Origin of the sequence: Sneathiella sp., assembly GCF_036960985.1 — a bacterium.
Taxonomy (GTDB): Bacteria; Pseudomonadota; Alphaproteobacteria; order Sneathiellales; family Sneathiellaceae; genus Sneathiella.
Map to the genome: position 1 here is coordinate 1 of NZ_JBALWD010000001.1, position 23,405 is coordinate 23,405.

General features: G+C 45.5%; 21 protein-coding genes. 6 read left to right on the forward strand and 15 right to left on the reverse strand.

The genetic code is table 11. The features are described 5' to 3' along the window. The 4 genes from def to V7723_RS00020 all read right to left on the reverse strand — a co-directional run. On the reverse strand, positions 1–496 hold a 496-nt coding region (gene def, locus V7723_RS00005; RefSeq protein ID WP_335682346.1), incomplete at its 3' end, for a peptide deformylase. 15 nt (positions 497–511) lie between these two features. Next, positions 512–1,657, reverse strand: a complete 1,146-nt coding sequence (locus tag V7723_RS00010; RefSeq protein ID WP_335682347.1) for an NADH:flavin oxidoreductase/NADH oxidase — start codon at positions 1,655–1,657, stop codon at positions 512–514. 115 nt (positions 1,658–1,772) lie between these two features. After that, a complete protein-coding gene (gene ypfJ, locus V7723_RS00015) occupies positions 1,773–2,663 on the reverse strand; it encodes a KPN_02809 family neutral zinc metallopeptidase (protein ID WP_335682348.1) in 891 nt (296 codons plus the stop codon). A gap of 241 nt (positions 2,664–2,904) precedes the next feature. Further along, positions 2,905–3,720, reverse strand: coding sequence for a response regulator transcription factor (locus V7723_RS00020; protein WP_335682349.1), 816 nt, complete (start codon positions 3,718–3,720; stop codon positions 2,905–2,907). Between the two features lie 947 nt (positions 3,721–4,667). Here V7723_RS00020 and V7723_RS00025 point away from each other — a divergent pair. Beyond that, positions 4,668–5,513 carry an EAL domain-containing protein gene (locus V7723_RS00025; protein WP_335682350.1) on the forward strand — a complete coding sequence of 282 codons (846 nt, stop codon included), beginning with the start codon at positions 4,668–4,670 and terminating at the stop codon, positions 5,511–5,513. Positions 5,514–5,825: 312 nt separating this feature from the next. Here the strand turns inward: V7723_RS00025 and V7723_RS00030 are convergent, their stop codons facing one another. From V7723_RS00030 to V7723_RS00060, 7 genes are all read right to left on the reverse strand, one after another. Further along, positions 5,826–6,023: a PadR family transcriptional regulator gene (locus V7723_RS00030; protein WP_335682351.1), complete on the reverse strand. Its 198-nt coding sequence runs from the start codon at positions 6,021–6,023 to the stop codon at positions 5,826–5,828. Positions 6,024–6,136: 113 nt separating this feature from the next. After that, complete coding sequence (locus tag V7723_RS00035) at positions 6,137–6,874, reverse strand: MbnP family protein (RefSeq protein ID WP_335682352.1); 738 nt, start codon at positions 6,872–6,874, stop codon at positions 6,137–6,139. 2 nt (positions 6,875–6,876) lie between these two features. Continuing rightward, complete coding sequence (locus V7723_RS00040) at positions 6,877–8,004, reverse strand: cytochrome-c peroxidase (RefSeq protein ID WP_335682353.1); 1,128 nt, start codon at positions 8,002–8,004, stop codon at positions 6,877–6,879. 18 nt (positions 8,005–8,022) lie between these two features. After that, positions 8,023–9,336, reverse strand: coding sequence for a hypothetical protein (locus V7723_RS00045; RefSeq protein ID WP_335682354.1), 1,314 nt, complete (start codon positions 9,334–9,336; stop codon positions 8,023–8,025). A 145-nt stretch (positions 9,337–9,481) separates the two neighbouring features. Beyond that, positions 9,482–10,444: an alpha/beta hydrolase gene (locus V7723_RS00050; protein ID WP_335682355.1), complete on the reverse strand. Its 963-nt coding sequence runs from the start codon at positions 10,442–10,444 to the stop codon at positions 9,482–9,484. 27 nt (positions 10,445–10,471) lie between these two features. Continuing rightward, on the reverse strand, positions 10,472–11,719 hold the full coding sequence (locus tag V7723_RS00055) for an acyl-CoA dehydrogenase family protein (protein ID WP_335682356.1): 1,248 nt from the start codon (positions 11,717–11,719) through the stop codon (positions 10,472–10,474). A gap of 110 nt (positions 11,720–11,829) precedes the next feature. Beyond that, on the reverse strand, positions 11,830–12,504 hold the full coding sequence (locus V7723_RS00060) for a VOC family protein (RefSeq protein WP_335682357.1): 675 nt from the start codon (positions 12,502–12,504) through the stop codon (positions 11,830–11,832). Positions 12,505–12,725: 221 nt separating this feature from the next. Here V7723_RS00060 and V7723_RS00065 point away from each other — a divergent pair, with 221 nt between their 5' ends. Both V7723_RS00065 and V7723_RS00070 read left to right on the forward strand, forming a co-directional pair. Further along, positions 12,726–14,315 (forward strand): AMP-binding protein, encoded by a 1,590-nt coding sequence (locus V7723_RS00065; RefSeq protein ID WP_335682358.1) that lies wholly within the window; start codon positions 12,726–12,728, stop codon positions 14,313–14,315. Between the two features lie 11 nt (positions 14,316–14,326). Next, positions 14,327–15,736 carry an amidase family protein gene (locus V7723_RS00070; RefSeq protein ID WP_335682359.1) on the forward strand — a complete coding sequence of 470 codons (1,410 nt, stop codon included), beginning with the start codon at positions 14,327–14,329 and terminating at the stop codon, positions 15,734–15,736. 11 nt (positions 15,737–15,747) lie between these two features. Here the strand turns inward: V7723_RS00070 and V7723_RS00075 are convergent, their stop codons facing one another. Next, positions 15,748–16,833 (reverse strand): MBL fold metallo-hydrolase, encoded by a 1,086-nt coding sequence (locus V7723_RS00075; protein WP_335682360.1) that lies wholly within the window; start codon positions 16,831–16,833, stop codon positions 15,748–15,750. 231 nt (positions 16,834–17,064) lie between these two features. Between V7723_RS00075 and V7723_RS00080 the strand changes: the two genes are divergently transcribed. Beyond that, positions 17,065–17,739 carry a nitroreductase gene (locus V7723_RS00080; RefSeq protein WP_335682361.1) on the forward strand — a complete coding sequence of 225 codons (675 nt, stop codon included), beginning with the start codon at positions 17,065–17,067 and terminating at the stop codon, positions 17,737–17,739. Between the two features lie 33 nt (positions 17,740–17,772). On the opposite strand, the gene V7723_RS00085 is transcribed toward V7723_RS00080, so the two are convergent. The 3 genes from V7723_RS00085 to V7723_RS00095 all read right to left on the reverse strand — a co-directional run bounded on the left by V7723_RS00085 (position 17,773) and on the right by V7723_RS00095 (position 20,236). Next, complete coding sequence (locus tag V7723_RS00085) at positions 17,773–18,516, reverse strand: YqiA/YcfP family alpha/beta fold hydrolase (protein WP_335682362.1); 744 nt, start codon at positions 18,514–18,516, stop codon at positions 17,773–17,775. Next, positions 18,516–19,751 (reverse strand): acyltransferase family protein, encoded by a 1,236-nt coding sequence (locus V7723_RS00090; RefSeq protein WP_335682363.1) that lies wholly within the window; start codon positions 19,749–19,751, stop codon positions 18,516–18,518. The genes V7723_RS00085 and V7723_RS00090 overlap by 1 nt, the downstream gene beginning before the upstream one ends. A 74-nt stretch (positions 19,752–19,825) precedes the next feature. Next, positions 19,826–20,236, reverse strand: coding sequence for a GFA family protein (locus V7723_RS00095; RefSeq protein ID WP_335682364.1), 411 nt, complete (start codon positions 20,234–20,236; stop codon positions 19,826–19,828). A 271-nt stretch (positions 20,237–20,507) separates the two neighbouring features. On the opposite strand from V7723_RS00095, the gene cyoA reads away from it, so the two are divergent. Beyond that, positions 20,508–21,419 carry a ubiquinol oxidase subunit II gene (gene cyoA, locus V7723_RS00100; protein WP_335682365.1) on the forward strand — a complete coding sequence of 304 codons (912 nt, stop codon included), beginning with the start codon at positions 20,508–20,510 and terminating at the stop codon, positions 21,417–21,419. Next, positions 21,419–23,404, forward strand: coding sequence for a cytochrome o ubiquinol oxidase subunit I (cyoB, locus tag V7723_RS00105; protein ID WP_335682366.1), 1,986 nt, complete (start codon positions 21,419–21,421; stop codon positions 23,402–23,404). The genes cyoA and cyoB overlap by 1 nt, the downstream gene beginning before the upstream one ends. Position 23,405: the final 1 nt, after the last annotated feature.

Here is a 23,405-nt window from a genome sequence, read left to right on the forward strand (position 1 = left end):
CGCGGAGTTTTTTATATTTGCGCAACAGGCTGTCTCTTTTTAGTCGGGACACACGATCGAGAAATGTTTGGCCAATGAGGTAATCCATTTCATGCTGTATGACTGTAGATAGAAAACCTTCTACTGTTAGCTTTCTGTCATTTCGCATTTCATCAAAATAAATGACAGTAATCATTTTTGGGCGCCGGACCATTGCTTCGATGCCCGGAAAACTAAGTGACGCCTCTGTGTATCTATGTGTTTCGTCAGACGCGTCAATGATTTGCGGATTGATCAACACAAGTGGAGTTTTTTTACCCTCCGTCTGTAGATCAATAACAATAATCTGCTTTAGTAAACCGACCATATTAGCCGCGAGGCCCAAGCCTCTATTTGCATATAATGTCTCAAACATATCAGAGACACATTGTCGGAGTTCATCATCGAACTTGTCGACTTCCAAAGCTTTCTTACGAAAAATCGGATTTGGCGCAAGAATGAGGGGTAATTTTAGCATTATAAATCCACAGGCTTACGGTGTTTCTCCCATCGCACGCAGGCTTTTGTCCCATTTTTCCAACCACCAGCCATATTGTTCGGGCCAATCCTCAAAATTGCCAGTCTGACCAAGTTTTTCAGCTGCGTGAACTGCCCAGGACGGATCATATAAAAATTGTCGACCCACTGCGATTAAATCCGCAGCATCATCGCACAACAATTTTTCGGCAAATTTGGGGTCTCGAATGAGACCGACCGCCTGTGTCATGATATTCGCTTCTCTTTTTATCCGCTCCGCATACGGTGCCTGAAAACCAGCTCCTCTTTTTAAACTTGAGTTAGTGGCTCCTTTCGTTGAATTACCACCGGAAGAGCAATCGACAACATCAACGCCTCTGGCTTTAAGCTCTTTTACAAATGTCACACTATTGTCCATTTCCCATCCGCCTTCAATACCGTCCACCGACGATATGCGAACAAATAATGGCATCCCTTCCGGTATGGCAGCGCGAACGACATCGACTACTTCCAAGGGATAGCGCATGCGCCCAACAAGGGATCCGCCATATTCATCCTCTCGGATATTCGAAAGCGGCGATAAGAAGCTTTGCAACAGATACCCATGGGCCATATGAATTTCGATGACCTCAAATCCAGCTTTCACAGCCCGTATCGACGCCTCGGCGAAGGAACTTTTTAAATCTGCAAGATCCTTCTTCGACATTGCAGTTGGGGTAAGCCAGCCATCATCTAAGGGGAGTGCAGAAGGTGCCAAGGCCTCCCAAATGAAGTCACCTCTTGCAATATCTTCTTCAGTTTGTGGTCCATTTCCGTGCCAAGGCCTCTGCATACTAGCCTTCCGCCCAGCATGTCCAATCTGAATAGCTGGTACAGATCCATTTTGTTTGAGAAAATGAGCGATCGGTTGCAGTGCCTCCCCTTGCCCGTCTTCCCATAAGCCAAGGCAGCCATTCGTAATACGTCCATTTTGTGTAACGCCCGTGGCTTCAACGAAAACAAGACCCGCCCCGCCCAGAGCAAATTTGCCATAATGGACGGAATGGTGCGCAGTGGCATAGCCATTCCGCGCTGAATACTGACACATCGGTGAGACAACAATTCGATTTGGAAGTGTGACGCCACGAATATCAAGCGGTTGGAATAAGATTGGTCCAGACAATTGATTACTTCCCTTATCCTAATTCGTTTCTTTTTAATTAGGGTTATTGATTTTCACATTAGTGTTCAGCCTAACTCTCGAAAAAACCACAAGAGAACGCCAACCCAAATAAATCCTAAAGTGTTGCGGCGGCAAAGGTATTGCATTCATCAACATTCCCTGTTTCGAAACCTTTTTTAAACCATCTCACTCGTTGCTTGGATGTACCATGAGTAAAAGAATCCGGGACAACACTTCCGGTACCTTGCTGCTGCAATCGATCATCACCGATTGCTGTTGCGGCATTCAAGGCTTCGTCTATATCGCCCGCCTCAAGTAATTGTCGTGCATTGTCGGCATAATAGGCCCAGACACCTGCAAAGCAATCAGCCTGTAATTCGAGCATCACCGAAAGTTTGTTTCCCTTTGCTTCGCTTAATTTGTGGCGTTGTTGGCTAACTCGTTGAGAAATACCGAGCAAAGTTTGAATATGGTGGCCAACTTCATGCGCGATAACGTAGGCCTGAGCAAAATCTCCAGGCGCACCAAAGCGGTTTTTCAAATCTTGGAAAAACGTCAAATCAAGATAAACCTTACGGTCACCGGGGCAATAGAATGGGCCCATTGCCGACTGCGCATACCCACAGGCTGATTGTACAGCGCCCGAAAAAATAACCAGTTTCGGCTCTTCATATTGCGTATTCGCTTTGGCAAACAAGTGGTGCCAAGTCTCTTCCGTATCGGCCAGTACCACTGCCACAAACTGGCTAAGTTTATCGGCCTGCGGTGGTTGCCGGCTCTCTACCTGAGGCGCGGATTGCATTCCTCCTTGCAGCAAGACAGTCGGATCAACGCCCAGGAACAGCGAAATCCCCACAATAACCAAAACACCGACTAGTCCCAAACGACCGCCACGCCCCCTCGGCAATCGGATAGGCAATCGCCTCCCGCCACCGAAACCTCCAGATGTGGTTTGTTGTCGCCGATCCTCAATATTTCCGCTTTGTCGACGACCTCGCCATTTCATCGGCTTTCCTCCGCGCTCCTAAATGCTACGTTAGAGGAAATAATATTATAAAACCGCAGGATCTCTAAGTGTTATTTCATGGGTTCTCTTAATAACACGCATTGCCAGAAGGGGGCACGGACGTCAATGATTTAACAGCCGGTTTGAAAACTAGATTTGACAAAGGCAGCAATATCAATTGCCCCCCTGCGTCGCTAAGTAATTTGTACAAGGGCCTAGCCCCTTTTCTATAAAAAGATTTTTAGCCCTGTGTATTAGAAAAACTCGAGGTCCGCCCTATTGTCGCCCATTTAGGTAATGCCACTAAATTTGAGCCGCGCGTATCCTGCACTTCAGCATCACCGACAAAAACATATCCCTTGTTGCGGACTGTTTTGATATAGGATGGTATTTCTCCGTGGGGCTCTACAATTTTACGAAGCTTGGCAACAAGATTATCAACACGCCTATCGTCATAATTCCAAGGCACGGAAAATATCTCCTTCGAAATCTCATCCCTTGACAAGACTTCGTATCGACGATTGACGAACATCATCATCAGCTGGAATTCATTTCCTGAAAGCTTGAATTTCTTTGTGTCAGGCCCGTAAACTTCCATCTTGTCCATTAAGACATGAAACGTTTTCTCAGCCAAATCTTCATGTTTTTGTGTAGGTTTCATGCGCTGTCTGATCCGCAACAAAAGTTCGCGACAACTTACGGGTTTCGATAAACAATCGTCTGCACCGGATTCCAACGCACAAATTTTTTGTGCCGTAAGTGTTTCACTGTCAACGATAACAATTTTGACGATATTATCATCCGTCCTAATTGCCTCAATCAGACCAATCCCACTTCCGTCGGGTAGTTTCGCATTGACAATGACGACGTCGTAATGGCTTCCTCCGCCTAACTTAACAGCAGTTTGCATATCTTCGGCAGTATCAACTGTAAACCCAAGTAGCCTCATATAATCTGAAATCTGAGCCTGAAAAGAAAGATCCGCGTCGATAAGTAAAACCCGTGAACTCTCAAAAGCGGTTTTTTGAAATATGCTTGCTTTACATAGTCTCTCCATTACATTCCCTAACCTCTCGTATACCTTTACTTCAATTTACTTGTAAATATTTAAGCTTTACTGGCCTCACCGTACGACATTTTGATAAAGCTCAATGGAAGTTATTTGTTATAGAGGCACATCTATACAAAACCTGTTGCTGCATCAAATGATTTTCTATTATATCTAGTATCACTATGTTTATGGGCAAGTCTGATTAAAGCTTCTAATTACACTCGTCTAAAATGTATTATTTTACCTATATCACTCGCTTCAATTATGGGATACATTTATTACATCATTAGAATTTGTAATAGACAAAGAAGAGTTTTGTAATAAATCTTGACTAGCAGCAATACATTCGTGTCTCTCTAATAGTAAAATCTAACTAAAAGTTTACTAAAAATAACTCTGTTCTGGTTCATATCAAAAACCTCCCCCAATTATCCAATTCCTATTCGCCTATCAAAGAATATATCTGTTACATTATTGTTCTTAGTACGAATATCAAATCTCCTATAAATAGTGGAGAATCTGTTATTTAAAGATATTTAACCAGCTCAAATAGGCGATTTATAAAAATGGAACTGACCACAAAAAAATGACTTGGAGGTTATAGCTTTTCATTACAAATCGGACTTAATATTTGAATGCGCGCGACATCTCATATCTCCAATCTGTCTTATTGGAAAGGCGCGGCAAGCTATCATTCAGAAAATGTTTATTATATTACTTTTATAAACATATGTCATAATAATTTTAAGATTTTTAAGTAATACAAAGAAAAAAAACTATTCATATAATAATATTAGGTATGTATAAAAGAATACATATATTCTTATTATTTCATAAATTATTTGAGTATAGCGGCTTAATCTAATACATGTATTTTACAATGTAACAAATGACATTTCTGCTCGCAATCCCATATTATCTATATGTTATTTCATATGAGGAGTAAGTAAAGCATGGTAACCGAATTGCGCGCTCATGACATCGAGTATAAGGACAGCACCGACGACGCGTTGGGAAATCTAAATTTTCTCCACATTGCCAAAACCGATGAATATAACCAGTTTCTCGAAGCCATCAACAACTCTATTGTTCATTATCAAACCATATTCGACATCCACCGCCAAGTTGGCGTCGGCGCCGAAGCTCTAATTCGAACAAAAACGTCTTATAAGGGTATGTCATATTCTCGACTAATTCACTATGCGCAAACCAATGACTTTGTTCCGCGGATAACGGAGGTCGTCTTAAAAGACGTTATATCACGGGTGCGGACGGAAACACGCTCACTCGGGGCGATTGGGCAATATGGTGGAAATACGCACCAGACGCCAGAGGCCTATGTCTATACGGTTAATATTTCCCCGGCATGTCTGGAAGACCAAGTTTGCATTGACCTTATTAATCAATTTTTGTTTGTCGCGTCGAACAGGTTTAGGTTGATTTTAGAATTATCAGAATACAATGCATTCCCATGCGAGCTACTAGAAGAATTTTACAAACGCGTTGGACGTGACAACAGAGTAAAATTTGCGATTGATGATTTCGGGGTCGGCCAATCGCGATTTGAAAATCTGAATTCTCCTCTGGTTGCGTGGGTGAAAATAGACAGATCCTTTCTGCCCGTAAATCAGGATGGTGAAAAACTTCGCACACTTAGGGCCGTTGTAGAGTTTGCTCAATTCTTCGATTGCGAGGTAGTCGTCGAAGGCATTGAAACAAAAAGTCAGTTTGATCTGGTTTCCAAACTAAAGGGCGTTAACCTCGCCCAAGGATATCTTCTGGCACGCCCAGCCCCTTAAGCACCGCCTTCGCTACAGACGTTGTCCTTTCTAAGCAAACTTGTCATATAACGCCAACATCTAGCTTCAACAATTTCCTTGGCCTGGCCATTTAATCGCGCATCGACTATTTTTTTACCTCTCCAGTGTACTTAGGGCGTCAGTTCTTGCTTGCCGGCAATGGTTGAAAATTTCGGCCGCATCACCGTCTGACGCAAAAATACTTTCAACAACAACTCGTTTCCGGGCGGTCGGACCGTGGGTGATACCGACAACCAATGCCGAAGAGATTGGCGACCTTCGTCTGTAATCGCATAGGTCCTTTTCGACCGATTATCGTCGGCCTCGGTTTTTAAGTTCCTCAATCAGACCTGACCGATGTAATTCGCGAAGATGCGGATAAAGCTGTCCAAAACTCTCGCTCCAATAATTTTCGAGACTCCCTTCGATCTCCTGTTTGAGCTCGTACCCAGACATTGGCCGCCAAGTGAGTAGCCCAAGCATCGGAATGGAGGATCGTTTTAGTGTCATTGAATCTTCCTATACCTAATAGTTATATCTATTAGAAATATTGTTTTCTTGGATTAAATCGTACAGGAGCTCACAAACTGCTCATTTGATCACATGACGTGGAAGGTTTTGGGTTATTCAGTTATGATAGAGATCATGTTAGCGTAATTTTTAGCAACCAAGCTTGCATCTGATTTTTTCATGACGACACTTGTCAACTCAGTCAAATCGATGACAGTGTTTCCTTGAAACATTTTCATAATATCTACATCAAACTTCAAAACGGCAGTGCCTGAGTCCAACTTGTTTTGTGGTATCATAAAGCTCTGTTTTCGGAGGTTTTCACTAAAACCCACGTGATATATAATGGCCTTTCGGTCCTCTTCCACCAACAAGCTGCCTTCTACAAGAACAAATTTATAACCAACCTCCCAATTCCACGCCATTTTCCCATTTGGATCTAGATCGCCCGGCCAGGCACGCGAGAGGTTCGCCTGTTCATCAACTCCAATTGAAAATCGGATTTTGGTATAATTCCGTCTGGGAATTTCGGGCAGATTTATAACGTAGCTTTTTGCTTCATTGTCGAAGCGAGCTAAATGGTAACTCTCTGTTTCATAATATTCATCATCAACAGACGTCAAAACAATATTGCTAAGATAAAGCCGGAAATCACGCACCATCAGTCGGCCCGGACCACCGGGGTTGTCATACAAATACTCATTGAACACCAATGCTTGTTGATCAACAGATGCCTTAAAAACTAGCTCCAAATCCGTTTTTCTATAATGGAGATAAAGCTGGAACGCGATTCCGACTAGAAGAATGATCGCTACAAATAAACCACCAACTTTGATTGCAGATCCTCTCATATCTATTTCGTCCTAAATGGATTAGAGAATTTTTCTTCCCGGATAAAATCGTCATCTGTCAAAGTATGCAAGAAAGCGATGATCGCTTTCCTTTCCTTTGGACTAAGGCTTAGGCCAATGGAAGCGCCCTTATCAAGCTCAATATTATTTGCCTCTACGATCAACGGATCCAACGTGCTGCTGATTTTCACACCCTTATTATAATGATCCAATACAGCTTCCAGCGTAGGCAACCGGCCATCATGCATATAGGGCGCAGTCAATGCGATATTGCGCAAGGTTGGTACTTTAAAAAGGCCTTTGTGGGCAGGATCTCCCGTAACCGACTGCAGGCCAGGCAGTAAATCGACTTCATCATCCAGGCCGTTGTTTGAAAATCCATCATAAGCATCCTTAAAACCACCTGTCAGGAACTGACTATGGCAGTCGACACAATTTCCACCCCGTTTGCTCACCTTCACATCCGGATGAGCGACAAAGAGCTTTCGACCGAGTTCTTCTTCGTCGGTCAAGGTCAACTCACCACGCAAAAATTTATCATATTTGGAATTCTGAGAAATCAACATGCGCATAAAAGTAGACAAAGCCTTTGCTATATTGTCTCCACTGACTTCGCCATAAGCTCTGGAAAACTCCTTTTCATATTTTGGATCTGCAGCGAGCTCAAAAACCAACTGGTCCAAATCTTGATCCATTTCATCTGGATTCTGGATTGGCAATAATGCTTGCGCTTCCAACGTTGGGCTACGACCATCCCAAAAGAAATGCCGGGGACCCCATAAAAGATTGGAGAGCGACATACTGCTAAATGCAAGTTCTTCACCGGAAACACCGATGGCGCGTCTGCGGCCATCCGTAAACGCAAGCGCTTGATTATGACAAGTGGCACAAGAAACTTGGTTATTACCGGACAAACGAGGATCATAAAACAGCTTCCGGCCCAACTGAAAAGCTTCTTCTGTAAGGGGATTGTCTTCAGGAATATAAAAACGTCCGAACACGAATGGAGCAGAAAAACCTTGAACAGCTGTGGGAGGCGACTGAAACAAGTCCTGCCCCCAATAGATTGATCCAGCAATCGTCAAGGCGCCCGCAACAACGACTCCCAGCCATTCTCGACGCCTCAACAATTTTCAATCTTGTTCTGGTTAGTGGTGGTGCACAAATCCCGAGCTGAACAAGCCTTCAATATTGTCGATTCCCTTATTGTATTTTTCCCTAAAATTAACTGTCCCCAGTTTTTCACCTGTCTCCAGATCATGGACAGTTACCGAATGTGCATTGACGCCGGCAATAAAATCAATGTCTGTGGGATCATTGTCCGCCGCGTTCCCCAAGTTAAGCAAATTATTCTGTACTGCAACTAATTTTCGGCCCGATTTCGATGTGAAGAAAATCATATGATGGGCGCCAGCTTCTGCTTTTATATCAGGGCCTGAGGGCACGAGATCTGGAAGCTTCGCCAAATCATACCGCTTTACCACACCAGGCAACGCATGGCTTATAAACAGCTCACTATCGTTACCATAAAATTCCAGTGGAACCCCCGTGCCGCTTTTTACGCCATCATATAAAACCACTGGCGTGCCAAAGGTTTTATCTGCTTCGTTATAAGGTATCCTCCAGGTCTCGAACCCAAACATTGTATTCACTAGGACGGCGGGTTTTACGCCCGGAACCATGCTCGGACGGATAAAAATCACTTCCACCGGTGAAGACGGGAAACCAACGGGCTTTGCTGCTTCAACGACAATTGTCTCGATGGCTTCGAATTTGTTGAGGTCAATAACAGTAATGGAATTCCCAACGCCTGTTGCCAGGTCAGGATGAATTGTCGAAGACACTATCATACGATCTCCATAGGCTGATATGCCATGTGGATACATGATAAAGGGCTTGCCTTCACCCACCTCACTTTTACGAGCTTCGATAATTTTTATAACGGCATTCGTCTGTGGATCGAAAACACCGATAGATCCACCATCAGGACCTCCCGTACCGCCCATAAAAGTTACAAACATATAGTCTTTACCATTGACGCTATGCCACATGATATCTTCGCCGACCATCTGTCCTTTGGTATCGATACAATCTATTTTCGTAACGACCGGCTTACCACTTGCATCTCTGGCTAATCCAATTTCGGCAAAGCTGCATTCTGGGTCCAAGCCAGCGGCGTACAAACGTCCTGACGGGCTGTAATAAAGATGATGAAGGGGCTCTTTGATATCTGGTTGCTCGAACTCAACAATAATGTTTCCAAAATTATCCGACTCCGGATCCATCTCGACAATGGCAATGCTATGCTTGCTATCGAGTGTCGGAAGTCCGCGCAGTACAACAACAGCTTGACTTTCTTCGCGAACTGAATTTGCTGCGTTGGTCAACGCTGACCACGTTACCGACATCATTAAAACGACAATAAAAAAGCCAATTCTTGAATGCCATTCATTATTCTTCATTCTGGAAGTTCCCCCGTAATATTATGTATCCGAACCTTAATTCAGATAAATATAATAATACAAATAAGAGTATTTTTACAGGAAATATACGATTTATCGATCAAAAAATCGCTTTTAATTGAGAATCCTCGAATTATTTCGATTTCTAAAAATCTTCCTCAAGAAAGGATTGGGTGGCTCGAAACAATTGATCTCGGCGACGCTCAAGCAATGCGGAGTGGGTCGCCTTTCCAACAATCGTATAGCGCCGATGGGGTGTATTTATCAGTTGATGGTAGAGAGTGATGGCGCCCTCAGGCGACGTTTCGATGTCCTTCTCACCAACAATGATCAAAGTCGGGACTTTAATTTCCGAGGGATTATATTGAAAAATACCTTGTGACCAACGACAGACTTTGTCATCAACGACGCCCGTCGGCGCCCTTAATAAGGGCGGATCAAATTCACCGGAATTGGGATCACTGGCAACAGCTTTCTCAAGCCATTGCCGCTGCCAGTCAGGTTCTATGATGTCTTCTATTTCAGCCGCAGTGAGTCCATGTTCCCAGCGATCTTTTATCGATTTGGCGTCAACATAGCGATAAGCTGATGTTGGACGATCACTCCCGATCAAGGATGCACCGGAATTGAGCATACTTGTCCCATACATGGCCAATCGCTCAACTTTACTATTATTCTTGGCTGTATAGGCACCCGTGATTAAGGTTCCCCATGAATATCCAATCAACTGCAACTTTTCAATTTTGCGTTTTGCCAAAATGAAATCAACCATTGCAGCAAGATCAGCCACAGCGACATCAGTATGTACGATGGGTCCATTTGCTTCCGCTGGCTCCGACATTTCCGGAGGTCTGTCAGAGCGTCCGTATCCGCGGATATCCATCAGCCAACAGTCAAATCCGGCGTCCGCCAATGTATCCATCCATGAATATCCGCCTGCGACGAAATCAAAGGTTACAGACGAAGGATAGGTTGCCCCATGAACAAATAACAGGGTTCGATCCGGCTTTCCCAATATGGAATCCGCCCGTCTCTTGTTACGAAGATAAAGGGAAATTCCCGGATCTTCCGTGGGGACTTTGGTTTCTTCAATGAGATGATCCGTCATAAATTGCCCCCACCATAATGCTGCACTTTACCACATATCATGCTTTTGTGCCTCGGCACGACCGACCACCATATGATGTACTTCGTCCGGGCCATCCGCAAAACGAAGGTGACGTTGATGAGCATACATAGTGGCCAGCGGTGTCCATTGCGATACGCCTGTTGCCCCATGCATCTGGATTGCCTGATCAATGATCACACAGACTTTTTCTGGCACCATCGCCTTAACCGCACTGACATAGACGCGGGCTTCTCTATTACCGAGCACATCCATAGCTTTTGCCGCTTGCAGGACCATCAAACGCATCGCGTCAATTTCAATTCGCGCCCGGGCAATGACTTCGACATTCTTGCCGAGCTTTAAAATCGTTTTGCCGAAAGCTGTGCGACTACCGGCTCTTTTCACCATCAATTCCAGTGCTTTTTCGGCTTGTCCCAGTGATCGCATACAGTGATGGATGCGCCCAGGCCCCAATCTGACTTGCGAAATTTCAAACCCGCGCCCTTCACCCAGCAACATATTCTCTTCTGGCACTCGGACATTATCGAATTTAATATGCATGTGGCCACGAGGCGCATGATCTTCGCCAAATACTTGCATGCCTTCCAGAATTTCTACACCCGGCGTGTCAATCGGCACCAGTATTTGCGATTGCTGTTTGGATGCCGGTGCATCAGGGCTGGTTTTGACCATGGTAATCATAATCTTGCACCTTGGGTCACCTGCACCAGAGATATAGTATTTCTCGCCGTTAATGACCCACTCACCATTTTCCAAACGCGCTGACGTACTGATGTTTTTTGCGTCTGAAGATGCTTGTCCGGGTTCCGTCATCGCATAGGCTGACCGAATTTCTCCATTGAGCAGGGGCTTCAACCATTTCTCTTTTTGTGCAGGCGTTCCAACTCGCTCCAAAACTTCCATATTTCCAGTATCAGGTGCGCTACAGTTCAAAGTTTCCGATGCGAGACTATATTTGCCAAGCTCGGACGCAATATACGCATAGTCTAGGTTGCTCAGTCCTTCGCCGGTATCTGCGTCAGGTAGGAAAAAATTCCACAAGCCAGATTCCTTGGCTTTTGCTTTCGCACCATCAAGCAGCTCCAATTGGCGAGGATGCCAACTCCAGCGGTCTTCTTTGCCTTCGTTTAACGCAAAGAATTCCTCTGTAATTGGCGCGACATTTTCCTCAATATGCTTTTGTAAAGCATGAAGGAGCGGGCGGGCCTCTTCTGACATAGCTAGATTGAACAACTCTTGGTCGGTTCCCGACATATTTTTTTATCCTCATTGTTTAAAGGTCATTTGCAGACAATGCTGCGTTTGTTGCTCCCATCTGTCAACCGCCATCCCCTGAACTGGAAGAATGACGACTGCCAATGGGTTTATAAAGGTCCCGTGAGCGTAGCTCGCTGAGATAATTCTATCCAATTGCCATCGGCATCACGGATAAATCCGTACCGTACTGTCGTGCCAAGAGTTTTCGGCTCCTGCCCGCCGCCGCCGCCGAGATCGATGACCTTTCTATATTCCCCATCCGCATCGTAAATCTGTGCGGTCAAATAGCGATATCCTTTTGCCATTTGTTGAACGTCGTTGGTCGCTTCTGGATCTAACTCTCCAATAATAATGCTGTCACCGCAAGCATACACGTGATCTCCAGATTCCGTTTTTGCAGGGAGGGATAAAATACGACCATAGAAATTATCGAACGATATTAAACTTCTTACTTTTGTCCGAATACCAATTCCTGTAATTCCCAAGTAATTAATTGGAACCAACGTCACGTCGTTTCCGTCCGGATCGACATAACTTTCAGGTTCGGTAATATTGTCACGGGCTAATAAAAGTTCTCTATAGCCCGCTGCTGGTGCAATTGGTAACGGATCGCGGGCATGATTTATTTTCAGGATGGGACCGGTTGGCCCATCTCCCAAAAAGTGACGATGTTGCTGAACGCCACTTCCCAATTTTCCCATGTGATCATAGGGTAAGCCTATTTCAGATTGCCAAAATTCCAACATGGCATCGCGATTATTCGTATAAAGGCCAATATCCAAGTGTTGTTTCGCGAGTTCTATAACAGTCTCCTTTTTTTGAACGAATTAGAGACCTTTTTGGCAAAGAAATAAACCCCGTTTATAATATTCTAGAAAAAAATTCTTACAGAACTATTTAACGCAAAACTTGTTCACTATCTGAGTCTGGATTATCCTCAATCTCATAATCGCACGTAAATAAAAACAATATGGGGTGTTACCCTAAGCAAAAGGAATGCGATGTGGCTTTGAAAGACGCAATTGAAAAATCTCACAGGTCAATGGTGGAAGGCCGTGACGTCCCTTGGTTGCTTAACCAATGGGTAACGCGCACTCCGGATAAGCCTTTTTTGATTTGGGAACCGTTTGACGGAACTTCCAAAACCTATACGTATGCAGAATTCGGGCAAAAAGTAGACGCTCTGGCCTGTGCTCTACATAGAAAAGGGATTGCCGTAGGGGATAGCATTCTTATCCATTTGGACAATAGCCCAGAATTCTTGATTTCATGGTTTGCCTGCGTCAAGATTGGCGCCACTGCTGTCTCAACAAATACGCGATCCGTAGCGCGAGATATGAGTTATTTTGCGGATCATTCTGGTGTCGTCGCTGCAATCACTCAGCCTTGCTTCGCAAAATTGGTTTTTGATGCCGCGCCAAATATCAATTTTCTTATCGTAACCAACAATAACGCAGGCGAACCGGCAACGACACCGAATGTTATACCTTATCTGGCCTTTGCTGATTTATTAGAAACAGAGAACGATTATCCAGCGCGGCCTACTAATCCGCATACGGATCTAAGTGTGCAATTTACATCCGGCACAACCTCTCGGCCAAAAGCCGTTTTATGGACTCACGCAAACGCCATATGGGGTGCACAAATGAATGCGGCGCATATGCGCCTTCGTGACGACGATATCACTCAGGTTATTTTGCCGTTGTTTCATACGAACGCCCAATCCTATTCAATGCTCGCGACGCTATGGGTTGGCGGCACAATTGTTGTGCAACCAAAATTTTCTGCATCACGGTTCTGGGATGTCGCCCGAAGAAACAAATGTACCTGGGCGTCCCTTATCCCCTTTTGCGTAAAAGCCTTGCTTGCTCAAGATCCGCCGCCCGACCACAATTTTCGTTTTTGGGGACCGGCAGTTCGCATGAAAATAATCGAGAAAACATACGGTATCAAAACACTGGGCTGGTGGGGCATGACGGAAACCATCACACAAGGTATTTTCGGTGATATCGATCAACCTGGTCCCGACCTAGGGATCGGACGGGTTGCGCCGGGCTACGACATTGAAATTCGCGACGAAAATGGGAAGTATATTACGCCGGGGACTCGCGGTCTGCTCTTCATTCGGGGAGTTCGAGGGGTCAGTTTGTTCAAGGAATACCTCGGCAATGACGAAGCAAATACCAAAGCCTTTGATGACAACGGGTGGTTCGAAACCGGTGACCTCATTGTCATGGATGAAGAGGGCAACCTATTTTTTGGAGACCGGGAAAAAGATATGTTGAAAGTCGGCGGCGAAAACGTTGCCGCGTCCGAAATCGAAACCATCATTAACGAAACTGGCTGGGTTAATGAATGTGCTGTCGTCGGTCAGAAACATGCAATGCTGGATGAAGTACCGGTAGTCTTTGTCATACCAAGTCCGTCAGCACCGTCAGATCTTGAAGCACAACTCGTAAATGTCTGCAAGGAAAACCTCACAGATTTCAAAGTAGTTCGCGATGTGATAATTGTAGATGAGTTTCCTCGCTCCACTTTGGAGAAAATTGCCAAAAACGAATTGCGCGAACGACTGCCGACAATCGAAGCCTGAAAGGAATTGAAATGGACGAAATCTGGCAATGGGGCGCCGTCAAAACGGCTGCAGCTATCCGCAATAAAGACATCAGTGCCAAGGATGCTGTCGATGCCGCTTTATCGCGCATGGAAAAAATGAACGGTCGTGTAAATGCGGTGACAGTCGATTTATCGAAAGAAGCCCGCAACGCAGCGAACGAAGCGGATGCAATTCAAGCGACAAGCATCGCTACTGGCCCATTGCATGGCGTTCCAATCACGATCAAGGAAAATGTCGACCAAGTCGGTTATAGTACGCCAAACGGGATTCCCGACCTTGATAAAATCATTGCCACGGAAGACTCGCCCGTCGTTTCAAATCTACAAAAAGCCGGTGCTATTATCATAGGTCGAACGAATACACCAGAATTCAGCTATCGCTGGTTTACGGATAATCCCTTGCGCGGCAAAACCCTGAACCCGTGGAACCATGGTGTTACACCCGGTGGTTCTTCCGGCGGCGCATCCTCATCTGTTGCTTTGGGCATCGGGGCAATGGGGCATGGCAATGATCTTGGAGGCTCCCTGCGTTATCCGGCATACGCTTGCGGTGTTGCAACAATTCGTCCCAGTATGGGGCGTGTCCCTGCCTATAACCCAACCGGTGCGGAAGAGCGCCCGCCGATGGTGCAGCTCATGTCCGTGCAGGGCCCGATCGCCAGAGAAGTACGGGACGTCCGATTGTCACTTGAGGCGATGATCCAGCATGACCCTCGAGACCCATGGCATACTGCAGCCCCCCTGAACGGTTCGCGCCTGGAAACGCCGATTAAAGTCGCATTAACGAAAACGCCTGCTGGCATACCCTGCCATCCAACCGTATCCAAAGCTGTTGATGAAGCAGGGCGCTTATTAGCAGCTGCCGGATATGAAGTGGAACTGATCGATCCGCCGCTGGTTGCTGAAATCGCAGAAGCATGGCGCAGTTTACTGATGACGGATACCCAGGTCATGAGCGAAACCAGCATGCGCACCATGGGCTCAGAAGATTTCATTCGCGTCCTCGACGGATATCTGGCAGCCTCCAACGCTCGGGATCTTGATGGCCAGACACGCGCTTTTGCAGATCGCACGCGATTACTTAGAGCCTGGTCCGTGTTTATGGAAGAATATCCTCTAATCGTTGCGCCGGTTTCTCAAACCCCGCCATTTCCACAAGACGCCGATCAACAGGGCAACGACCGGATCCGTGAAATGCTGGACGAACAGAGCATGCTCTACGCAATCAATCTTTTAGGGCTCCCAGCCGCCGCCGTCCCAACTGGAATCGCCGACGGCATACCCACGGGCGTGCAAATTATCGGAAGACGATTTCGCGAAGATACCTGCTTGGATGCTGCACAAGTTATCGAAAACACTGTGGGTGTTTTAACCCATCAACTATGGGCGCGGGAATAAGCCTCGATCCTCTACCATTTGATTGTTTCACCGACGATCATGGTAGAGAACTCTTCATCTGATAAGCCATGTGTCTTTCGTTTCTCTATAAGTTCGATTTGAGGATCAATAGGCCCTTCCGCAGTCAATGGAAAGGTTCCCCAATGCATTCCTATACTTTTAGCAGCCTTGATATCCTGATGAATGAAAATCGCTTCTTCAGGATTGACATGATACGTCTTCATAAAAGACCGCGGCGCATACCCGCCAATGGGAATGAGGGCTAAATCGACACCCCCCGTTGCCGCTCCTATTTCCTTAAACTGGACGGCGTTGTATCCAGTGTCCCCGCCGAACCACAATGTCCGATCCCCAAAATCCAAGTACCAGCTTGCCCATAATGTCTCGTGGCGATCACCCAATCCGCGCGCAGACCAATGCTGGGACGGCATTGCCTGAATAGTAACGCCCGGCAATTCAGTTCTATCCCACCAATCATGTTCTTGGATTCTATCGGCACGAATACCCAGTTCCAAGAACCAGGGTTTCAATCCTAGAGGAACCAAATACACCGGTGTATTGCCCAACAGTTGAACGGTTTCACGATCCAAGTGATCATAATGGTTGTGGCTAATGATTACATAGTCAATATCCGGCAAATCGTCATAATTTGTCACATGTCGAATGTAACGCGCGGGCCCGGCGAAAGACACAGGTGATACCCGATCTGCGAATATTGGATCCGTTAGAATATTCTTGCCGGCACTTTGAATTAAGAAAGTGGAATGGCCCAGCCAACTAACCTGATTAGGCTCATTGGGCATATTAACCAGATCAATGTCCAGATCCTTGACGGCAACCTCTGCCGAGCGACTTTCATGATCTGCCCATTCAACATCGCTGAAAAACCGCAAATAGAGAAAATCAAAAAAGCTCTTATCAGGGTGTTCGATATATAAATTGCGATAGCCATCTGCCGTATGATGCGGAGGCTTTTTAGCATCTGCTATCGTTTGACTGTTCGTTTCACAAGCTGCGAGAAGCAGTGACGCCAGCGCCACAAACAATATACCGTAATTGATAATTTTTCCGGAAACACTATTGGCGAGAATATTCATTATTTGTTGAACCAGGTTTTTAGATTGTTAGCATTTATACGAAGCAAGGATTTACCAAGATCATTATTTCATGGGCACTTCACCTAACATTCCTCACATCTATTGGTTTCCAAGTCATGCATAATTTTCGATGTATCGCAAAATTCTCGAGTGCCGGCGAGAGGAATTATCTGGACCTTCACCTAACGATTGTTAGAATACAACAAAACAAAATGCCAGGAAGGTGTCCCAATGAAGGTTGAAGAAGCAATCCGTTCCCGAAAATCCGTTCGAGCTTTCACGGATCAAACAGTTCCACAGGAAACTATTGAAAGAATTTTAAAACTGTCTCAGCAAGCTCCGAGCGGAACAAATACACAACCCTGGCACACGTATGTTTGCACGGGCGCCGTAAAAGACGCCATTGCTGACGACGTATGTGATCTATTTGATCAAGGCAAGGCTGAAAAGTACGAAGATTATGACTACTATCCTGCAAACTGGAAAGATATTCATCGGGATAGACGACGCGGTGTTGGCTGGAGCCTCTATGGGCTTCTCGGCATTCAAAAAGGTGACCGTGAAAGAACCATGATACAGGCCAAAAGAAATTATAAATTTTTTGACGCACCCGTTGGTATTTTTTTCACGGCTGATGCCTATCTTGCCAAGGGGAGCTGGGCAGATGTCGGGCTATATATGCAAACAGTAATGCTTGCCGCAAGAGGCGAAGGATTGCATACCTGCCCACAGGCTGCCTGGATTTCGTTTCAGGAACCAATCTTCAGGCACCTTAATATTCCGGAAGACCAAGTCCTTATTTCCGGTATGGCATTGGGATATGAAGATACCGAAGCCATTGAAAATACACTCATTAGCGATCGTGAAGATGTTGCCAATGTCGTTCAGTATATAGGTTTCGATTAAGCTAGGACCGGGTTCAAACTCCAAGTATCCAATTTATTTGGATTCAAAAAAGGCTTTCAGTGCGGATAAATATTTGGGATCGGATAATGGCAAAGAATGGCCCCCGGTTCCAAATATCACAAGCTGACTATTTTCATTTTTCAAATATTTCTCCAGCGCCTGCCGAAAATTTATAACTGGATCGTCGCGGGTTAAAATAACCAGGCTTTTGGTATTTGGATGAGTGGGAAGCGGTAATGCCGCGTAATCTTCAATATGCTCTGGTGTCACGACAAAATGCTTTTGTCGCCTTTCACTGTATTGCTCTCCAACAAACTGGGTCAAATCATGTACGGGGGATGTCACCGGATTAACCAGAACCATTTTTTCGAGACCATATTTATTGGCAAAATAGTCCGCCCAAAACCCTCCTAACGAGGTCCCCAGAACAAAGACTTCATGGCCTGCCAAATAACGCGTCCATAAGTCGTCCAATTCACGTTTGTTGCGCTCTACATCCAGGTAATCATAGTTGACGCCAACAACGCTGTACTCATCCGATAGTGCTTTTTCCAATCGTCTAAACGTACTATTCGGATGCGCAGAACGGAGCCCATGAAAAAGCAACAAAACTTTGTCCTTAAAGCCGTCCGTGTCCTTAGAGAAAATCGTGTTCTCTTTAAACATACCGAACTCGATTGCTGCTGCATCCGCAAACGGGTTACACACAAACAAGATTAGCAGGAGCAATATCTGCAGCTTGCCAACCCAACCCCTAACAGTATTCCGCAATCTCACTACAAATCTCCTATTCGCTTATGGAGAATATACACCAAAGCCCCGATAAAGAACAAAGGCGCCAGCATTAATATTGGCGGCCCAATAACGAGACAAATAAGGGCAATTATTACGTATTTTTTTACCCCCTGGACCATACGCCAAACGATCATGAGTAAAGTGTATGGAATAAGATAGCAAATAAACCAATAGGGATCATTGCTAAAAGCGACAATGCCACCCCGCAAATCACTTAGTCCCGACAGGGTGTAAAACCATATTTCGTTGAGATATAAAAGACTATTGAACCAGGTCGCTAAAAAGATGGGGGCGCCCACTGGGCCCCGCTCGCGCTCAAACACGTAGTAGTCGTCATACTGATAAATTTGAGCTCCTTCGGCATAGCCGATATTATCGAGTAACGGTACGAATAGGAGCATTGGTACAATCAGATAATACAAACTCCAAAAACGACGAAAAAACAAAACGGGAGCGCTGACGGTACTCCGGTCAATACTAAGCATAAGAAAGTAACCAGAAAGCATAAAAAACACGGGGACTGCAAATCGAGGTGCTGATCCATCGAAACCGGGTAAAGAATAAGTCGTAAATTCCTTAAAACTAAAATGACCAAGTACAATGGCCCCCATGGAGACAATTTTCACAAAATTAAGATACTGACTATGCGCTTGTGTAAGCTGCAAAGGAAAACGCTCCACTGAAACTTTCATCGGGTATTTTTCGTTGAGAAAAGTATGGATTCTCGATTCACACTTATCAAATGCCGGCTTCATCAGAATGCACAATTTTCCAAGCAGTACGGATATTGTCAAAACTGAAACCAGTAGAAGCGCCTGATCGAGTAACCGGGTCCGATCGTAATTTGTAACAGCTGCCAAAAAAAACAAAATTGGAAAATGGAACAAAAATACAGCGGGCGTGTATTTAGCAACAACGCTGATGAACTTTTTGGAGAATGGAAAATCCTTGGGATCAATGAAAATGTATCTCGACAGAAATAAAAGCGTAAATAGGAAAATCAAATGGCCATATTGCAAAAGGTATCGTTTACTCATGCCCAGATGTTCGCGCACTTCATAGGGCGCGAAACTTTTAGACCATTGATATAGCGCCTCTGCCGCACCGCCGAGAATAAAAGCGCTATAAGCAACAAGCGTCAGCAACGACAGGAGAATTGCACTTCGTCTACTCAGGGTCACCAAACATAAAAACGAGTAAGGCTGCCTTTCGGTCATTCAATGGCGCTTTCTATTGATACATTGTCCGTTTCCACAAAAAAGCTAGCGGCATAAGAATTATCGCGATAACACTATTTGACGACCCATCTTTCATGCGAAGGTACGTCTTCTAGAAGATGATGAAAAGACTGACTATCGGCAGTTTGAATAGCCACAACCGGCATGCCGAATACACTGGGATCATCTAATGTGCCAACTTTTATAAGAACACCGTCCGGCAGGCTCGGCGAAAGCGTTAAAAGATGCGTACCACAACCACTGCAAAAAACGCGGGTCCGGGCACCTTCCAAATCTGATTTACAATATTCTTTCGGCTCCCCTTTGGTAAAGGAAAAGCCAACATTCGACATACCCATAACGACATTTGGATGCCCGCCCGTAAAATACTGGCATTGGCGACAATGACATTGAAGCTTCATCTGAGGCTCGCCTTGCGCCCGATATCTTACGGCGCCACAATAGCATCCTCCCTGAATGTCCATTTTTAAGTCTCCCCTTTAAAGTTTTCATTAGTACCCGCATAATTATGCGCCAAATTTTTCTGGTATGTCTAAGGAATTTGTTGGCAAGGCGCGATACCAATTGAATATTCGAGATACGTATCCAGCGCGACATTCTTTCAAAATTTCCTTGAGCATGTTTAATATTAGTCTACTATTTTCACGAGTTCTGAATTGAAAATGTTCGGACTTTTCGGGAATTCTGTTAGGACCAATAATTTTTGGGGCGTTTTGTTTATGGGGCGGGCATTCTATGGTCATGTTTGAAAAAGTCAGAACCGGGCTTTCCGTTCTTTTTCTCTGCTTACTTGCCGCCTCATTAGCAGGCTGCGGGTTATTGGACTCGCCAGTTCTTGATCCAAAAGGTCCTATCGCGACAGCTGAACGTGATTTATTATTTGCTGCATTTTGTCTCATGCTGATTGTCTTGATACCCGTGTTTGCCATGACATTGTTTTTCAGCTGGCGATACCGAGAAAATGGCGGAAAAGGCCAGCATCGACCGAAATGGGCCTCCTCCTCGTTAATTGAAACATTCGTCTGGCTTGTCCCAATAGCAATTATCATCTCTCTCAGTTACTTGACTTGGACCTATACTTATAAACTTGATCCTTATCGTGCACTTGAATCTGACAAACCGGCAATTAATGTTCAGGTCATTGCACAGGACTGGAAATGGCTGTTTGTCTATCCTGATTTCAATATAGCCAGCGTTAACGAGCTGGCTTTTCCCAGCAACAGGCCACTAAGTCTGGAAATCACATCAGATACAGTGATGAACTCCTTCATGGTGCCCGCCTTGGGTGGACAAATTTATGCTATGGCGGGAATGACAACAAGATTACAGCTTCTTGCAGATGAGAATGGCAGTTTTACGGGTCGAAACACTCAATATAGTGGCGATGGTTTTTCCGATCAGCATTTCCAGGCCGTCGCAATGACAGAGCAGGATTTTGACGCTTGGGTGGCTGCCCGAAAACAATCTTCTGAAATATTGGATGGCGCCAGATACGTTAAGCTTGCAGCTAAGAGCATCGCACATCCCGTCGAGTATTTCTCCAATGTTGTCCCCAATTTATTCAAAGGGATAATCGCTAAATACACCTCTCGTGCGTGCCCTGGTGATAGTGAAAATATTAGAATGATCTGTCAGGAGGGCCAGTAATGCTCGGAAGATTAACCATCGATGCCCTTCCCTTATATAGTTGGGTGGCAATGGGCGGAGCGGCTGTCACTATACTTGGGGGTGCTGCCGTCTTCTTGCTCGTAACTTGGCTGGGAAAATGGCGTTTTCTCTGGACGGAATGGTTGACAAGCGTTGACCATAAACGCATCGGCGTGATGTATATCGTCCTCGCCGCCGTGATGCTATTGCGCGGGTTCGTGGATGCCATCATGATGCGTGCGCAACAGGCATTTGCCGTCAACAATGAAGGCTATCTGCCCGCAGATCATTTTGACCAAATTTTCTCGTCCCATGGAACAATCATGATCTTCTTCGTAGCGATGCCTTTTCTCGCAGGACTCATGAATGTCATTGTGCCGCAACAAATTGGCGCCAGAGATGTTGCCTTCCCTTTTCTCAATTCCCTTAGCTTTTGGTTGACGGCCTCAGGCGCCGGCCTGGTTCTCGTTTCGTTAGTTATTGGAAAGTTCTCAACAGCCGGCTGGACGGGATACCCGCCCTACTCCGGTATTGAATATAATCCCGGTGTTGGTGTGGATTATTGGATCTGGGCTCTTTTGGTTTCCGGTGTCGGAAGTACGTTGACCGGAATCAATTTCATGGTCACGATTTTGAAAAACCGGGCGCCCGGCATGACATTGATGCGAATGCCCTTGTTTACTTGGACATCGCTTTGTAGCAGCATCCTGATCGTATTTTCTTTCCCGGCTCTAACGGTTGCTGTGGGTCTTTTATCGCTCGATCGAATATTTGGCATGCATTTCTTCACCAACGGTGATGGTGGCAATATGATGAATTTTGCCAACTTGATCTGGATTTGGGGCCATCCAGAAGTCTATATTTTGATACTACCCGCATTCGGTATCTTCTCAGAAGTCGTTGCTACTTTCTCGCGCAAAGCGTTGTTTGGTTATAAGTCCCTCGTTTATGCGACTGCCTGTATTGCCCTTCTTTCTTTTACAGTTTGGCTGCATCACTTTTTTACGATGGGATCCAGCGCAAATGTTAATGCATTTTTCGGAACGGCAACCATGATTATTGCCATTCCAACAGGTGTAAAGATATTCGATTGGCTGTTCACCATGTACGGTGGAAAGATCCGTTTTCACCCATCAATGATGTTTACGGTCGGTTTCCTCATATCCTTCGCCATTGGCGGCATGACCGGCGTTTTGCTTGCGCTCCCGCCAGCCGACTATCTCATGCATAATTCGACTTTCCTCGTCGCCCATTTTCATAACGTCATAATCCCAGGTGTCTTGTTCGGATATTTCGCCGGTGTTCAATACTGGTTTCCAAAGGCCTTCGGTTTCACTCTCAACGAAAAATGGGGAGCACGGGCTTTCTGGATGTGGATTATCGGGTTCTATCTCGCCTTCATGCCACTTTACGCGCTGGGATTCCTCGGTATGTCACGCCGAATGGAGCATTATGATAACGCCGAATGGCAACCCTATCTGGTTGTCGCCGCCCTCGGCGCGGTTATCATTCTTGGCGGAATTATCTGTAATATCATACAACTCGTCGTCAGCTTTCGCGATCGCGACGCAACCGAAGATACCACTGGCGATCCCTGGGATGGTCGTACCCTCGAATGGGCAACGTCTTCCCCTCCAGCACCCTATAATTTCGCTGTCATCCCACAAGTAAATGGTTTGGATGCCTTCACAGCCATGAAAGAAAATGGCACAGCCTATGTACAGCCCGACGCCTATGAAGATATCGAGATGCCCAACAACACGTCTCTGGGTATAATAATCGGCGGGCTTGGTTTCGTTATTGGATTTGCCATGATTTGGTATATTTGGTGGCTGGCCATATCTGCATTTATCGGTGTACTCGCTTGTTTAATCATCCGAAGCAGTATGGATAATACGGACTACATCATACCAGCCGCAGAAGTCGAAAAAATAGAAAAGGCCCGGCTTGCCAGCGTCTCCCAATCTATTTCGGGGAAAGGTTGAT